This is a genomic window from Fischerella thermalis PCC 7521, from assembly GCF_000317225.1.
In the GTDB taxonomy this organism is placed as follows: domain Bacteria; phylum Cyanobacteriota; class Cyanobacteriia; order Cyanobacteriales; family Nostocaceae; genus Fischerella; species Fischerella thermalis.
In genome coordinates this window covers 1-15,145 of sequence record NZ_AJLL01000048.1, presented here as the reverse complement: position 1 = coordinate 15,145, position 15,145 = coordinate 1, and the positions used below count along the sequence as shown (strand labels likewise).

Below are 15,145 nucleotides of genomic sequence, written 5' to 3'. Positions count from 1 at the left end.
CGAAATTGTTGTTCAAATGAAATTAAGTATTAATTAATTGCGCTGCTAATTCTATTGCTTGTGCTGCTGTATAAATTTTACCTTCAATTTGAGCGATCGCTATTTCTGTTAGCAACTTTCCTACTACTGGCGAAGCAGGAATGTTTAGTGCTAACATTATGTCCTTCCCACTCACTAAAGGGGTAGGATGCGCGACCAGATCATTAGGGTTAAGATAGCGATTGACTAAAGGTGCGATCGCTTTTACTGACTGACCGTGTACTACGGATAAGACTGCTGTAGATATAAATACAGTCCCCGCTTCCTGAAAGAAAAAATACTGTTCTCGCAATGTCATCAGGGGTGCTTGTAACTGTGGGAACAGTTTCAGGGCGGTGGTGATGGCTTTGGTTTCAGCGCGGCTGTAAGTTAGTTCTTGCAGTTCTATTTCTGCTATCTCTGGGTTGGGGTTAACTAAACAAGCAAGCTTAGCAATACCTAGCCAAGTAGTTTTAACGGTATCGCGCACAGGATTTTGCAGTTGTTCACCGAGTTGTGGCCAGAAATGTGTGAGTTGAGTAGCTGCTGTGTCAACCGCCGATAGTTTCTGCAAGTTTTCTTCTGTTGCATTTTTGAAAAAAGGTGTCAGTAAACCGTCTTTCCCTGCATTAATTAACCAAACGCTACCCTGAGAATTTGCTAACATGTAGCCCAATTCTACCCGGACTCGTTCTGCTGCAACCCTGTTTATGTGTGATGCCAAACCACGAATAGCAGCTTGCGTATCTGGTTCTATGGTAAAGTCTAGTTGGGAAGCTTGACGATAAGCCCGCAGTAATCGTAAGGGGTCGTCTTCCAAGTTTTTTGCTGATACCATCCTCAACAACTGCTTTTCTATATCTGCACAACCTTGCAGAGGATCGATGATTTCTTGGGTGTGGGGGTTGTAGGCGATCGCATTGATTGTAAAGTCTCGCCTATGTAAGTCAGTTTCCAGGCTAATTCCTTCTTGTTGAGCAAAGTCAGCAGTAGCATCAGCAAACACCACCCGCGCAATTTGTCTTTCGGAATCAAGGAGAACAAAACCAGCTTTATATTGCTTGGCGATTTGACGCGCTACACTGACAGCATTCGCTGGCAAAACAAAATCTAAATCCAAATATTCGCGAGTTCTTCCCAAAATGGCATCTCTGACAGCACCACCCACTAGATAAGCTGGTTGCGGTAAAGATTCTATGCTAAAAGGCCAATTTTCAGGAGCTAAGGTCGAAAGAACCAAATGATTTATCGCCATGTAATAAAAATAAATCCAGCAGCTAATGAATAATGCTTTAGCTTAAGCTAGATTAACTATAAAGGCACTGGAGTAGGTTGATATTATGTGCATTTGTGTAAATTGTCATTATGTAGACCGTTGTGTCACCTACCACGCGGTAGAAAACCAACACCAACAGCCCAATTTGACTGACACACCAGATTTTGAGCCAAATGAGCCATCGATCAATGTCAACATCCGTCCCCGAGGCGACGTGATAGAAATGGAATGGGATGTGGTAGGATGTCTCAGTTTTAAACGAGAACAGGGTAAGTGGTCTAAGTTACGTCCTGGCGAGTTAGTACCAACTTGATCAGTGATGGTGTCTATGTTTGAACAATTAAAAACTCGCCCTTCTAGGGCGAGGCTTATATCCCATCATCTTGGTCATCAGCTATCAGTTTCTTTACTTATCTTGACATAGTTTGGGTTTTTCACCTCGTTCTACTTGGTATTCAACCAACCAAATCCTGATGCTTCCGTCAGCACTACCACTAGCAAGAATTTGTCCATCTGGACTAAAGGCTAGAGAATAAACTTCATCCGTATGTCCAGTGAGAGTACAAATTTCCTCTTTTGTTTGAATATTCCACAGTTTAATAGTTCCGTCAGCACTACCACTAGCAAGAATCTGTCCATCTGGACTAAAGGCTAGAGAATAAACTTCATCCGTATGTCCAGTGAGAGTACAAATTTCCTCTTTTGTTTGAATATCCCACAGTTTAATAGTTTCGTCCGCGCTACCACTAGCAAGAATCTGTCCATCTGGGCTAAAGGCTACCGCATAAACTAGGGATAAATGTCCTTTGAGGGTAGCAATTGCTTCTTTGGTTTGGAGACCCCACAGTTTGATAGTTTTGTCGTGACTACCACTGGCTACAGTTCCTCCTAGTTCCCCTTGGCTAATGGCTACAGAATTAACCCAATCTCCATGTTCCATGACTGGGATATTTCCAGAGGGAGTGCGAACTGTTTTTCCTGTTTTGAGATTCCATAGTTGAACAGATCTACCGCGATCGCCACTGGCAAGAATTTGTCCGTCTGGACTGAAGCTAATAGAATTAACACCGTAGGATTTGCCAGTGAATTGGCGAATTATCTGTCCTGTTTCTAGATCCCACAATTCGATAGTCTGACTTAGACCGCAACTAGCGAGTGTTTTGCGATCAGGGCTGAAAGCAACAGACTTGAGAATACCTGTATTTCCCTTTAAGGTGCAAATTACTCGTCCCGTTTCCAGATTCCACAGTTTAATAAACGAACTACCGCTTGCCAGGAGTTTACCATCTGGGCTGAGGGCAATAGCTTGGGAATTTCCTGTGAAGGTATGTATACACTTCCACTTTTGAGATTTGAGTAATGAAGCGCTTTTGAATACAGCACTAGCATCTGTTAAGACTTCTACATCATGAGAATTTTGTTCCAGAGACTGTAATAAAGCAGAAGCACCGGAACTTCTGAATGTACCTACCTCTTCAAGTTGGTATTCCAAGCTAGAACCAGCTGTTTTAGGTGAGGGAGAAAAGACATTTGGTAGATGTGAAAGTGAAAACATGGTTCTTTTTAAAGATGTGATGGAAGAAAGTATGTTTTTAAACACAAATTTCCCAGCCAAAGCAAACGCTTAAGCCGGAATATCAATATATTCAGAGACAATAATATTTACTGAATCAACTCTAGGTTGTAATTTTTGTAAAAATTATTGCTCTTTTATTGCGGTTTTCTGGGAAAAATCTATTAGTTCCAGTAACACACATATGAGTATTGTTTCTCTGTTTTATCCTGTAATGGTAACATTGTCACTAGTGTTATTACTTAGAAGAAAGCAAGAGCATGAAGTTAGCGATCGCTTCTGCAAAACCCGCGAATGAACTGTAGTTTTCGGCAACAATAGAGACGTTCAAACCTAGTTTTCTGCCATTAGCTGCTGTGTAGGGGCCAAAACAAGCAATTACACACTGCTGATAATCTGCTTTTGAAGTGACCATTTGCAAGAAGCCAGATATCTCAGCAGTGCTACTAAAGGCAATCACATCTATCTTGCCTTGACGAATTAAATTTAACTCCACCTCGTATAAACTTTTGTCTAAACAGCGTGTTGTATAGGTTGGTACACGGGTAACACTCATACGCAATTTTTTTAAACCAGCCACAAACCCAGGAATAACATTCGGTTCTGCAATCCCAACTACCTCTGGAACCGGTACTAGTACAGTTTGCTTGTTGATATTTGGAACTTTAGCCAGTTCAGCAATAATTCCTTTGGGACTAGGTTCTTGGGGAATTAAATCTACTTTGATGCCAAAATCAGATAATCTTTCCGCATCTTTGCCGATCGCAGAAATTCGACAATTTTTCAGCACCGAAACACTTATTCCCAAAGCTTCTAAACGTTGAAAAAATGCATCAATGCCATTTCTGCTACTAAAAGCAATCCAATCAAATGTATCTATTTGCATCAGTGCAGTATCTAATTCTGTAAAATCTGCTAATGCACAAGTTTCTATGGTTGGCATTAACACAGGTAAAGCACCTTGATTGATAAGTTGTGATGTTAATCTAGCGGCGTAGTTGCGGGGTGCGGTGACAAGAATACGCTTACCGTATAAGGGTAGTTGCACAGATGGAATCATCAAATGAATCTACCTAATTACAAACTGTTGTTTGATTGTAATCGCGGGAAAAAGACTTTGACCTGTAATTTCTTGACAACACTCACTCCTGCACGCCTGAGTTTACAATGATTGATTTATATCATTTGAAAGACTAAAACCCCGACTTAGTAGCCGGGGCGACTTTTTACTACACCTCTTGCACAATCAAAAAAATATCAGTATTAAGAAGCTGTGACTTGCCAAATTGCCGAATTGAGAATTGGAGAGTGGGGAAGTGGGGATTAGTTGTTCAGCTCATATCCAAACTTAGGGTTTTTGTTGGTAACTATACCATATGTCTTAGTCTCCCAAATCTTTAGTTACTAAATCATCCTAAATAAGCTTTTTTCACTCGTTCGTCAGTAATTAATTGGGAAGCTGCACCAGTAAGAGTAATACAACCAGCTTCTAAAACATATCCCCGATCTGCAATCTGTAATGCTAAATTGGCGTTCTGTTCAACTAATAAAATAGTCACGCCTGTGGCACGTAAATTCTCAATAATACTAAATATTTCCCTAACTATTGCTGGTGCTAGACCTAAACTTGGTTCATCCAATAATAAAATTTTTGGTCTACTCATCAAAGCACGGGCGATCGCTAACATTTGTTGTTCACCGCCACTCAGAGTCCCCGCTAGTTGATTGCGTCTTTGTGCTAAACGTGGAAACAGCTCAAATTGGTGCTGAATATCGTTTTTTATCTCTGCTTGCTGAGAACGAACATATGCACCCAAAAGCAAATTATCATAAACAGTTTGTCGCGCTAATACTCTACGTCCTTCTGGACAATGGGCAATACCCAATTGTACAACTTCATGAGGTTGACGGCGGGTAATATTGCGGCCACTATAAATAATTTCACCACTTTTAGGATTGATAATTTTAGATATAGCCCGAAGAATAGTAGTTTTACCTGCACCGTTAGCACCGATGAGAGTGACTACTTCACCATTATTGACAACTAAATTAATATTTTGCAGTGCTTGAATACTACCATAATTAACATATAGATTTTTTATTTCCAAAATTGGGTAGCTTTTTTGATTCTCTGTGTTCATCGGTGTGCATCTGTGGTTGTTCAAACATTCGGTATGTCTTCTTAGTGTCTTGGTGGTTAATAAAACACAAAGATACTAAGACACAAAGATGATATGAATTAATCATTTCCCAAATATGCCTCTATTACCGCTGGATTATTTTTAACCACAGCAGGTTCTCCTAAAGCAATTAATTGACCAAAATCTAAAACAGCAATGCGATCGCACAACCCCATGACTAAGGGTACGTGATGTTCAATCAAAATAATCGTCAAATCAAAGCGATCGCGCAGGTTGCGAATAAACTCACTCAATTTTTGCTTCTCACTAGGGTTCATTCCGGCTGCGGGTTCATCAAGGAGCAAAATTTGCGGTTCTAGGGCTAAAGCACGGGCAATTTCTAGCCGCCGCTGATCACCATAGGCAAAATTTTTCGCTTTTTCTTCCGCGCGCTGTTGTAAACCAACTAGTTCTAATAATTCCAAAGCTTTCTGCTGACTTTTACGTTCTTCTGTGGATGCTGGTGGTACTCCGATTACACCTGTAAATATATTGCTGTGAATATGCAAATGTCGGGCAATAATTACATTTTCTAGGGCTGAAAGTTCACCAAATAAGCGAATATTTTGAAAAGTTCGGGCAATACCTAAAGCAGCAATTTGGTGGGGACGTAGTTGAGAAATTTCTTGATGATCAAAAGTTAATTGTCCACTTGAGGGTGGAATTAAGCCTGTTATCAAATTAAATAATGTGGTTTTTCCAGCACCATTGGGGCCGATTAATCCAAATATTTCATGTTTTTTAACAGGAAAAGATACATTATTGACTGCCACTAAGCCACCAAAGCGGCGTGTCAAGGCTTTTGCTTCTAAAATAATGTCATTGGTCATTGGTCATTGATAAAGGTTTTAGAAAAAAAATTTGTTTATTTTGTTTGCTGAATTATATCTTTTGTCTGATTAAATTTACGTCTTTTAAAAATATCTGGAGTGACAAGTCCTTGGGGGAAAAAGATGGTTCCCAAAACTATTAGTAAACCAAAGATTATTAATCTGCCATCTCTTAAAAATTGTGCTAACCAAGTTGGTAAACCACCTGTATCTGCGATGCTTCTTAAAACTTCTGGTAAAGCTGTAAATAACATACCTCCTACTACCGCACCTAAAAAAGTTCTCGAACCACCAATTAAGACAAAAGTTAGATAAATAATACTGGCATCAAATGTACCTTGGCGCGCATTCCAGGTATTGAGAAAATGAGCGCTAATTGCACCAACTACTCCAGCTAAAATTGCCCCGAGTGTAAAAGCTAAAACTTTATAGTAGGTGGGGTTAATTCCCATAGCACTTGCTGCTAATTCATCTTCACGAATCGCAGTTAAAGCCCTACCCACACGAATACGTTCTAAACGGTAAATTAACACCATACTAATGATTAGTAATGGTAGGGCAATCCACAAATATTCAATAGGTGTTTGGAAAGGTTGGGGAATACCAAAAATTCCCACAGCGCCGCCTGTAATTTCCAAATTCAGGGAAAGAACCCGTAAAACTTCTACAAAAGCAATAGTGGCGATCGCTAAATAAATTCCCCGCAACCGTAAAGCAGGAATTCCTACTGCTACACCCAACAATCCCGAAACTATCCCAGCAATCAACATTTCCAACAACAGTAATGGAATCGGAAAAAGATTATCGCTAGAAGTAAAAACTGTTGTGGAAAGAATCGCTGCTATATATCCACCCAAAGCATAAAATCCAGGGCTAGCTAAAGACAATTGCCCAGCCATTAATGGCAAATACAGGGATAGTCCTAGCAGCGCCCCCAAAACCATAGAGACAATTAAAGCACCATAAGTACCAATAAAATCAGCCATTTGTTAGTAGTTAGTAGTTAGTAGTTAGTAGTTAGTAGTTAGTTGTTCGCTACTCCCCACACCCTGATCCCTTAATACAGTGTTCCATCTTTATGTGCAAAAATTCTAGATTTACCATCAGGACTGGCTTTGGTGATTAAATCATCATCAGGATAAATCACTTCATCATTGGGAGTGCGATCGCCTACTTCCAAATAAACTGCAACTGTTGATGTACGATTTACCAAATGATGTCCATTGGCTTCACCTGCTGGAAATCCCGCCGCCATTCCTGGTTTGAGAACTTCTGCACCTGCATCTGTAATTAATGTCAACTCACCTTCCAAAACATAGATAAATTCATCTTGACGAAAATGCCAATGTCGCAAAGCAGAAGAACTTCCTGGTTCTAACTTCACCAAATTTACCCCAAAGTTCTTCAATCCAGCAAAATTACCTAGCCGTTGGCGTATCCTTCCAGCAACCATCGATTTAAATTCATCAGGGTAATTAGAACCCGTTTCTAATGCAACTTGTTCAGGATCAATAATCATAATCAATTAACTACAAATCCTACGCCAAATATCTCTGTGTCCATCCGTGTTCCATAAGTGTGCATCGGTGTTCGACTCCTAAAAAATATAACCACTGTCACCACCTCAATTCACAACTCAAACTGTTAATACCTTGTTCACTGTTCACTGATTTAAACCTTCTGAATAAACTTCCTTCCTAACAAACCCTGTGGTCTAACTAAAAGCATAATAAACAGAATTCCAAAAGCAACAGCATCTTTGTAGCCAGAGTATTCTGCTGGAACGAACGCTTCCACTAAGCCAATTACCAAACCCCCCAGTACTGCACCGGGAATACTACCTAAACCACCCAAGACAATTACTGCTAAACCCCTTAACCCAAAACCAATGCCAAAGTATGGCCCGGCTATACTCACACTGGAGGCGACTAAAGTTCCCGCCACTCCTGCTAAAAAGCTGCTGATAAAAAACGTCAAAATAATAAAGCGATCGCAGTTAATTCCTAATAAACTGGCAGTAGTTTCATCTTCTGCGATCGCCTGCATAGCCTTACCATATTTTGTGCGACTAATAAAATAAGTCAGGATAGCAACAAATACCATTGAAACTACAAAAATTACCACCTGTACAGTACGGATGGGAATTGGGTTTGCTGCTGTACCGAAGTTAATTGCAGGTGGTAGATTACCATAAGTATCTGCTGGATAAGTATAACTTTCTGCACCAACTAGATATTGAATTAAATTGACAATTACCACTGCCACACCCAAGCTAGAAACAACGGTTAAAAGAGGATCGGAACCCCTCTGGCGCAAGGGTAAAAAGGCAATGCGTTCGACCACTACCCCTACTAATCCTGCCAAGATACTTCCCAAAATCAAGGCTAAAGCAAAAGGTAATTGTACAGGTAAGGCTGCATTTGCTAGCAAACCATTAAATCCAAATCTGCCACCAACGAGTGTATAGGTGAAATATGCACCTAGTGTAAAAATTGCACCATGAGCTAAATTAATGATGCCCAAAATTGAGTAAACCAGGGTATATCCTAAAGCAAAGATGGCGTAGACACTGCCAATAGATAAACCGTTTAAAAACTGTTGTAAAAATAGAGTGATATTCACTGCAAGTTAGAAGTGAGAGGCTAGGAATTAACCACATAAAGTTTGTGGTGTTTGTAATTAGTTTTAATTAACGAACACCGATGAACACAGATGAACACAGATAGATTATCGGTGTGCATGTGTGTACCCTGCGGAAAGACGCTTGCGCGTCTACGATTCTAAAAACAAGATTTTTGCCATTGTTTGAATTCACATTAGGCGTGACTTATTTTAAAAATGCAAATTTTCCATTGTTGCCATCTTTTTCCATTTTAATTTGAGCAACATAAAAGTCTTTTTGCACAATTTCGCCTTCTGGAGTAAATGAAATTTCACCAAGAGGTGTTTTGTATTTACCTGCCAGTATTTGTTTGTTTAATTCTGTCCGCAGTTTATCTATAGGAAGGGTGTTAATTTTGGTTTTTTGATCTAAAGCTTTCAAAGCTTCTACATACACCTGCACTGCTGTAAAAGCTTGAGCGCTAAATTGGGGTGGTTCTTTTTTGTATTGCTCTACGTATGCTTTGCGAAATGCAGCGTTAATTTCCCCTGGATGTTCTGGACTATAAGCTTGAGCAATCATAACACCATCACAGAGAGCTTTACACACAGACAATACATTTGATGAATTTAAACCATTGCCACCAATAATAGTGCCTTTGTAACCCAATTCTCGCAACTGCCGTACTAAGTTACCACCATCAGCAGCTAAACCAGAAATAATGATTAAATCTGGTTTTAAATTTAGGGCGTTGGTAGCTTGGGCTTGAAAATCGGTATCAGTAGTTTGAAATTTTTGGACTGTTACTAATTCTAGTCCTTGATCTTTAACTGTTTTCTGAAAAATTTCTGTTTCTGATTTGTTAAAAGCATCATTTTGAGCATAAAAAACTGCTACTTTTTTAATATTAGGATTTTGCTTCAGTGCAGCTTTCACAGAATTAGGTGCAACAACAGAAACTGATGCAGATACACGAGCAATATAATCACCAATTTCAGGAACACCTTTAGCTGTAGTAGATGCACCAATTACTGGTGTTTTTGCCCGTTCAGCAATCGGAGCAGCACTAAAGGCTTGTTGTGATAAAGTCGGGCCGATAATACCGACAACTTTATCTTTATTAATCAAAGTTTGAAAAGCGTTAATTGCTCCAGCTTCATCGCCACCTGCATCTTGAAATATCAGCTTAATTTTCTTACCGTTAATTCCTCCTTGGTCATTAAAATATTTCTCAGCAATTTTTGCACCCGCCACCCCTTCTTGACCAAGTAATGCGACGTTGCTGGTTTGGGCAAAGGCAATACCAATGGGTATGGGGCCAGATATACTTGTTGTTGAGGTGTTGGTGGCTGTATTTGTACCGGTATTACTTGTATCAGTATTCCCACCACCACAGGCTGCAAGTAGGAGAGTACAAGAAGCTAAGAATGCTGTTGTCCAAGTCATAGTTCGTTTCATAAGTGGCAACATTCCTTAAATGTATTAATCTATTTATTTGACCACACCCCAGGTAAAGCTTCCAAGTACTTGCTCGCATCTGACTTGGGGTAGATTTAATCTTATTGTCTAGGTTAACTAATTTGGGCGATCGCTTTTGATGCTATGGCTTAACTGTCTTAAACAAGCAAGAGTTTGAAAAAAGAATGCAACACATGAATAATATGAAACCCCTCCCCAACCCTAAGCGAGATCGGGGAGGATGCTGGTTATCTTGCCTTCTGTCTTATTATCAAGCCAAAAGTTTTAACTTTTACCAAACAATGTCCGGTACATCAACTTATAAATATCTGTATTATCTACAGTATTGGGTAGCAAATCAGCATTATACCCATGTGCTTTTGCTACGATAGCACCTGTAAAATCACCTAAACCAGCCCAAGCGATCGCGAACGGAAAGCGTTTACCTTCTTTGTCTGGTGCAGAAACAAACGGTAAAGTAGCAGTTCCATCTTTTCCATCCCAAGGTGAACCGTTTTCGCCTTTTTCTGGCAAAGGTTTATCTAAAGGGAAATCCTTCTGTGTGACTCCTACTACTTCCAATCCTCCAGCATCGCTATCTGCGGCTGTCACCAACAAAGTATGCGGATTTTTCTCAATAAATTTCATCGCCACGCCCACAGCATCATCAGCGTGTTTGACTGCTTCTATGCAACCAGCTGCGTGATTAAAATTACAAAAGTTATCGCTACCCTCTTCTTCCACAACCACAAAAAAACCATTTGAGTTTTGCGACACTATCTTTAAAGTTGCATCCAGCATTTCCGCAACTGTCGGTGCTGTCGGTACATACAAGGGCAAATTCTGCTGTTTCAATTCTTCTTCTGGCGCGTCATTATAGGTATCGTCGGCAGCAAAAATACCTAATACTTTCTTAGTATTTGCTGGTAATTGCAAAAGTTCATCGCGGGTATAAACCACGGTATAACCCTTTTTTTTAGCCTCTTCGATCAAATTTATGCCATCTCGGCGTTGAGTTTGTTCAGCAGTGGCGTGTCTTCCGGCTGTACCTTTGGGTAGATACCACATCTCGCCACCACCCATGATCACATCGACTCCAGACAGAACAATTTGCTTGGTAATTTCGGTAAATTCGCGACGATTGGCTGCTTTGGCAACAAACGCACCTGTTCCCGGTTCGTGAATCATTCCAGAGTTTATGATCGCCGTTCCCTTGCCTTTAGCGATCGCTTCTTCCATAATCGTTTGAGGTTGACCAGAAAAGGCTACTATGGGTTGCAAAGCTTCATTCAATCCGAAAGAGTCAGCATTGACTTTCACTCCTGTAGCGTGAGTGACCGCACCAGCGTTAGAAGTAGCAGTGAGTTGGTTTTTCATGTGTCCCAAATACACAGCCAGGTGAGACATTTTATCCCAATTGAGTCTACCATCAGGGCCAAGGTAAAGCATCCGCGCTGCTCCCCAGTGAGATGCACTTGTCCCATCCGGATGGATAAAGATCACGTTCCCTTGGCGGGAGTTTATTTTAACTAGATTTTGGGAATTGCAGGCTACTAATATAGCTACTAAGACAGTGACAGTAAAGGCAATTATTTTGTTATTAAATAGCTTAAGCATATGTTGAATCGGGATATAGGATCCGGGGTGTAGGGGTGTGGGGGTATAGGGATGTAGGAGTATAATTCAAGCTATTTTCCTACCTCCTTACACCCTTACAGCCTTACCTCCTTACACTCTTTCTTCGGTAAATTTTCTATGGCTTTAATTAACGAAAAGTTAAGAAAAAAACCTTGGGCAAATGCGATCGCTAAACCCGCCCAAGAATTCCCACTTACCCCCCTATCTGTAATCTCTGGCACAATCCCACCTGGTTTACGCGGCACATTATATCGCAATGGTCCGGCACGACTAGAGCGGGGCGGGATTCATGTGGGACACTGGTTTGATGGAGATGGTGCAATTCTGGGAGTACACTTCAACTCCTCTTCTCTTACCCCCCCTTACCAAGGAGGGGACAGGGGGGGTGCTACTGCTGTGTATCGCTACGTCCAAACAGATGGTTACAAAGAAGAAACAGTAGCAGGTAAAATGCTCTACGGCAACTACGGTATGACAGCACCGGGAGCATTTTGGAATCGATGGTTAAAGCCAATTAAAAATGTTGCCAATACCTCAGTACTAGCATTACCTGATAAATTATTGGCTCTGTGGGAAGGTGGTCATCCCTATGCCTTAGACCTAGAAACACTAGAAACCAAAGGTTCAGACAATTTGGGCGGACTTGACAAAGCCTTGCCCTATTCTGCTCATCCTAGTGTAGATTTACACACCAAAGAAATTTTTAACTTTGGTGTCTCCATTGGCAATAATGGCACACTCAATCTTTTTAAAAGTGACTGGACAGGTAAGATTATCCAAAAAGCGCAGTTTCCCCTAGAAGGATTGCCTGTCATACATGATTTTGTCCTAGCAGGGCCATATCTTGTCTTTTTTGTTCCTGCTGTCCGGTTGAATATTCTTCCCGTTGTCCTTGGGATAAATACTTATAGTGAGTGTATCCAATGGCAACCCCAGGTAGGAACGCAAATTTTAATCTTTGATCGTCAAACACTTTCCTTGGTAAGTCGGGGAGAAACAGAACCTTGGTTCCAGTGGCATTTTGCCAATGGTTATCTAGATGCTAGCGGTGAAGTCGTTGTAGATATTGCCCGCTATCAGGACTTTCAGACAAACCTGTTTCTGCAAGAAGTAGCGTTTGGTGAGACTCACACACCAGCCAAGAGTACACTGACGCGAGTTCGCATAAATCCTCAAACCGGTGCAGTAACAAACATTCAAAAAATATTAGATCGCCATTGTGAATTCCCCAGCGTCCCACCTGAAAACGTCGGACAAGCCTCGCGCTACACTTATTTTTCCATCTCTCGACAAGAAACAGACATTAGCCAAGAAATATTAAATGCGATCGCCTGCTACGATCACAAAACCGAAACTCTCACCGAAGCAGACTTGGGTGAAAATCGCTATCCTAGTGAACCCATCTACGCTACAGACGCCGACAACCCAGAACAAGCTTGGATTTTAACTGTTGTCTATGATGGCAATTGCGATCGTAGTCAAGTTTGGGTTTTTGACGCCCATCGGTTAAATGAAGAACCTGTGTGTAAGCTGGAACTACCAAGTGTGATTCCCCATAGTTTTCACGGTACTTGGAAAGGGGTGTAGGAATGCCCATAAAAGATAGTCTTTTTATAAATCGTAGACGCGCAAGCGGCTTCCCGCAGGGTACACCGATGCACACCGATAAACACCGATGTACTTTGAAAAACTCTGCGCCCCCACCGAAGCTTTGAAGTTCCCTCCGGGACGCTACGCGAACGGAGGAAACCTCCGCTCAAACTTCTCTCTGCGTTTAAAAAAAATTATAAGTTTACGCAAAGCCTTACTAATAATCAGGCATAATCGCATCCTGAAGATTCGCACCATTCAAATTAGCCCCCGCTAACTTCGCTCCTGTGAGGTTAGCACCTGCTAAATTTGCCCCTTTAAGGTTACTCCATCGTAAGTCAGCACCTCGCAAGTCAGCTCCACTCAGGTTAGCCCGTAACAAATAAGCACTACTCAAATGAGCTTTACTGAGATTTACTTGATAAAGATCAGCCTTATAAAGATTAGCTCCTATTAATTCCGTCTCGTGCAGGTTTGCTTTGCTCAAATCTGCCCCTATCAAATTAGCTTCGATGAGGTTGGCAAAACAGAGATTAGTGCGGTGCAGCTTGGCTGTACCCAAATCAGCACCTCTCAAGTTTGCACCTTTTAACTCAGCCCCAATTAAATTAGCATCAGCAAGCACAGCGTTTTTGAGATTGGCTTGACTCAAGTTAACCCCAATCAAATTGGCATAGCTCAAATTTGCCTGGGTAAGTTTGGCAAAACTTAAATTAGCAACACTAAAATTAACAAAACTCAAGTTAGCTTCAGCCAAATTTGCTTCATAGAGATCAACACCACTCAAATCTGGTTCAATATCGGGGTTTTTTTCTCTCCACTCCATCCACGTGATTGCACCAGCTTTCAGCAAAGCCAGATGCTCTTGATTTGCCATGTTGTCTCCTTTATTCCTGACGCACTGCCAGGGGATTGATCCTACCTGCTACACTTTCAATTGCCGTTAATGCTCCGGCTGCACCTGCAAGAATGTCCCGTTCTTGTCCACCCAAATACAGCCGTCCAAAACTACCCACCGCTTGCACTTCCAAAATATTAATCGCTGCTGCTTTCTCAGCTTCATTCGCAGCGAGGGCGGCGTAAGCAGCAGGCTCAACTTCCAACACATACAGCGTTTGTCCTGCCAGTAACAATTGTCCGCGACGCGTGCGATTAATTAATTGCGTTTGGTAAGCATCAATGTTGCGGATAATCTGGCTAGAAACAACACGCGGTTTGAGACATTCTTCTCTTGTGACTCCTAGTGTTGCTAAAATTGCTTGACCAGCTGCTCGTGTTTCCCCTTGGGAAGCAGAATGAACTTCCAGTAAACCGTATAGTCGTTCAACTACCTGTACTCCCGGACGAACAGAAGCAGCTTTCAGCGCCACATCTGTAATCCGATTAATCTCAATCCCAGGCGAGATTTCCACCCACAGCGATGTATCCCCAGGTAATGGCAAAAAACCTTGAGCTACCGTTCCCATATATGCTGCGTGTTGAGGTTGCAAGCTATCCAGAAATACGAAACTGCGTAGTTCTACTCCCAAGGTTTTATTCTCCAGTCATCAGGGTCAGAGTAATTTGTTGCAAAATGTGTACTTATCTTTAAACTACCATAAAGATATGTTGATGCATAAACCAGAGAATCAGCTGTAACCCTTGTCTACATACTGCTTAAGTCTGACGCACACTCTACAGTCCTCAGCGTTCTTGGCGTCATGGCGGTTAAACAAATGAAGCTTTTTGGCAATTTTGCATAACTCATATCCTCCAAATCTGGATGTGGTGGCTACAAAATCAAAGAGCGAAAATAGAATACATAGGTATTGCAGTGATTAGTTATTTTAGTAAATCTCTTACACAAATCACTGAAAGACCCCCTTAAATCCTCCCTAGCTAAGCTACCGTGTATAAACAAGTTGGATTTACCCCCCTTAATCCCCCCGATATTCGGGGAGAAACAAAAGATCCAGTTCCTTCCCCTTGTAAAGGGGAGGG

General features: G+C 41.3%; 14 protein-coding genes. 2 read left to right on the top strand and 12 right to left on the bottom strand.

The window, feature by feature from the left end; genetic code table 11:
- Nucleotides 1-22 precede the first annotated feature (22 nt).
- The gene (locus tag UYK_RS0110845; RefSeq protein WP_009459490.1) at nucleotides 23-1,273 is read right to left on the bottom strand and encodes a tRNA nucleotidyltransferase/poly(A) polymerase-related protein; all 1,251 of its coding nucleotides are present in this window, start codon (nucleotides 1,271-1,273) and stop codon (nucleotides 23-25) included.
- A gap of 85 nt (nucleotides 1,274-1,358) precedes the next feature.
- Between UYK_RS0110845 and UYK_RS0110840 the strand changes: the two genes are divergently transcribed.
- Complete coding sequence (locus UYK_RS0110840) at nucleotides 1,359-1,607, top strand: Ycf34 family protein (protein ID WP_009459491.1); 249 nt, start codon at nucleotides 1,359-1,361, stop codon at nucleotides 1,605-1,607.
- A 93-nt stretch (nucleotides 1,608-1,700) separates the two neighbouring features.
- Here the strand turns inward: UYK_RS0110840 and UYK_RS0110835 are convergent, their stop codons facing one another.
- From UYK_RS0110835 to UYK_RS0110795, 9 genes are all read right to left on the bottom strand, one after another.
- Nucleotides 1,701-2,849 carry a WD40 repeat domain-containing protein gene (locus tag UYK_RS0110835; RefSeq protein WP_016871395.1) on the bottom strand — a complete coding sequence of 383 codons (1,149 nt, stop codon included), beginning with the start codon at nucleotides 2,847-2,849 and terminating at the stop codon, nucleotides 1,701-1,703.
- Nucleotides 2,850-3,105: 256 nt separating this feature from the next.
- A complete protein-coding gene (locus tag UYK_RS0110830) occupies nucleotides 3,106-3,927 on the bottom strand; it encodes a uroporphyrinogen-III synthase (protein ID WP_016871394.1) in 822 nt (273 codons plus the stop codon).
- Between the two features lie 349 nt (nucleotides 3,928-4,276).
- Nucleotides 4,277-5,008, bottom strand: coding sequence for an ABC transporter ATP-binding protein (locus UYK_RS0110825; protein ID WP_009459494.1), 732 nt, complete (start codon nucleotides 5,006-5,008; stop codon nucleotides 4,277-4,279).
- Nucleotides 5,009-5,106: 98 nt separating this feature from the next.
- Entirely contained in the window at nucleotides 5,107-5,877 is a 771-nt protein-coding gene (locus UYK_RS0110820; RefSeq protein ID WP_009459495.1) for an ABC transporter ATP-binding protein, read from the bottom strand.
- Nucleotides 5,878-5,912: 35 nt separating this feature from the next.
- The gene (locus UYK_RS0110815) at nucleotides 5,913-6,863 is read right to left on the bottom strand and encodes a branched-chain amino acid ABC transporter permease (protein WP_009459496.1); all 951 of its coding nucleotides are present in this window, start codon (nucleotides 6,861-6,863) and stop codon (nucleotides 5,913-5,915) included.
- Between the two features lie 71 nt (nucleotides 6,864-6,934).
- Nucleotides 6,935-7,396, bottom strand: coding sequence for a cupin domain-containing protein (locus UYK_RS0110810; RefSeq protein ID WP_009459497.1), 462 nt, complete (start codon nucleotides 7,394-7,396; stop codon nucleotides 6,935-6,937).
- Between the two features lie 152 nt (nucleotides 7,397-7,548).
- The gene (locus UYK_RS0110805) at nucleotides 7,549-8,499 is read right to left on the bottom strand and encodes a branched-chain amino acid ABC transporter permease (RefSeq protein WP_009459498.1); all 951 of its coding nucleotides are present in this window, start codon (nucleotides 8,497-8,499) and stop codon (nucleotides 7,549-7,551) included.
- Between the two features lie 205 nt (nucleotides 8,500-8,704).
- Nucleotides 8,705-9,937 (bottom strand): ABC transporter substrate-binding protein, encoded by a 1,233-nt coding sequence (locus tag UYK_RS0110800; protein WP_009459499.1) that lies wholly within the window; start codon nucleotides 9,935-9,937, stop codon nucleotides 8,705-8,707.
- A 285-nt stretch (nucleotides 9,938-10,222) separates the two neighbouring features.
- Nucleotides 10,223-11,554 carry an alkaline phosphatase gene (locus UYK_RS0110795; protein WP_009459500.1) on the bottom strand — a complete coding sequence of 444 codons (1,332 nt, stop codon included), beginning with the start codon at nucleotides 11,552-11,554 and terminating at the stop codon, nucleotides 10,223-10,225.
- A gap of 138 nt (nucleotides 11,555-11,692) precedes the next feature.
- Here UYK_RS0110795 and UYK_RS0110790 point away from each other — a divergent pair, with 138 nt between their 5' ends.
- Nucleotides 11,693-13,162 (top strand): carotenoid oxygenase family protein, encoded by a 1,470-nt coding sequence (locus UYK_RS0110790; protein ID WP_009459501.1) that lies wholly within the window; start codon nucleotides 11,693-11,695, stop codon nucleotides 13,160-13,162.
- A gap of 220 nt (nucleotides 13,163-13,382) precedes the next feature.
- On the opposite strand, the gene UYK_RS0110785 is transcribed toward UYK_RS0110790, so the two are convergent.
- Complete coding sequence (locus UYK_RS0110785; protein ID WP_009459502.1) at nucleotides 13,383-14,042, bottom strand: pentapeptide repeat-containing protein; 660 nt, start codon at nucleotides 14,040-14,042, stop codon at nucleotides 13,383-13,385.
- A 10-nt stretch (nucleotides 14,043-14,052) separates the two neighbouring features.
- Nucleotides 14,053-14,694 carry a beta-carboxysome protein CcmP gene (gene ccmP / locus UYK_RS0110780; RefSeq protein WP_009459503.1) on the bottom strand — a complete coding sequence of 214 codons (642 nt, stop codon included), beginning with the start codon at nucleotides 14,692-14,694 and terminating at the stop codon, nucleotides 14,053-14,055.
- Nucleotides 14,695-15,145 lie beyond the last annotated feature (451 nt).

What these genes read in the sequence shown, in the direction of transcription:
- UYK_RS0110815 (WP_009459496.1), bottom strand. Translation starts at nt 6,863, where the DNA reads ATGGCTGATTTTATTGGTACTTATGGTGCTTTAATTGTCTCTATGGTT.
- UYK_RS0110785 (WP_009459502.1), bottom strand. Translation starts at nt 14,042, where the DNA reads ATGGCAAATCAAGAGCATCTGGCTTTGCTGAAAGCTGGTGCAATCACG.
- UYK_RS0110840 (WP_009459491.1), top strand. Translation starts at nt 1,359, where the DNA reads ATGTGCATTTGTGTAAATTGTCATTATGTAGACCGTTGTGTCACCTAC.
- UYK_RS0110810 (WP_009459497.1), bottom strand. Translation starts at nt 7,396, where the DNA reads ATGATTATTGATCCTGAACAAGTTGCATTAGAAACGGGTTCTAATTAC.
- UYK_RS0110820 (WP_009459495.1), bottom strand. Translation starts at nt 5,877, where the DNA reads ATGACCAATGACATTATTTTAGAAGCAAAAGCCTTGACACGCCGCTTT.
- UYK_RS0110790 (WP_009459501.1), top strand. Translation starts at nt 11,693, where the DNA reads ATGGCTTTAATTAACGAAAAGTTAAGAAAAAAACCTTGGGCAAATGCG.
- UYK_RS0110835 (WP_016871395.1), bottom strand. Translation starts at nt 2,849, where the DNA reads ATGTTTTCACTTTCACATCTACCAAATGTCTTTTCTCCCTCACCTAAA.
- UYK_RS0110825 (WP_009459494.1), bottom strand. Translation starts at nt 5,008, where the DNA reads ATGAACACAGAGAATCAAAAAAGCTACCCAATTTTGGAAATAAAAAAT.
- UYK_RS0110830 (WP_016871394.1), bottom strand. Translation starts at nt 3,927, where the DNA reads ATGATTCCATCTGTGCAACTACCCTTATACGGTAAGCGTATTCTTGTC.
- UYK_RS0110795 (WP_009459500.1), bottom strand. Translation starts at nt 11,554, where the DNA reads ATGCTTAAGCTATTTAATAACAAAATAATTGCCTTTACTGTCACTGTC.
- UYK_RS0110845 (WP_009459490.1), bottom strand. Translation starts at nt 1,273, where the DNA reads ATGGCGATAAATCATTTGGTTCTTTCGACCTTAGCTCCTGAAAATTGG.
- UYK_RS0110800 (WP_009459499.1), bottom strand. Translation starts at nt 9,937, where the DNA reads ATGAAACGAACTATGACTTGGACAACAGCATTCTTAGCTTCTTGTACT.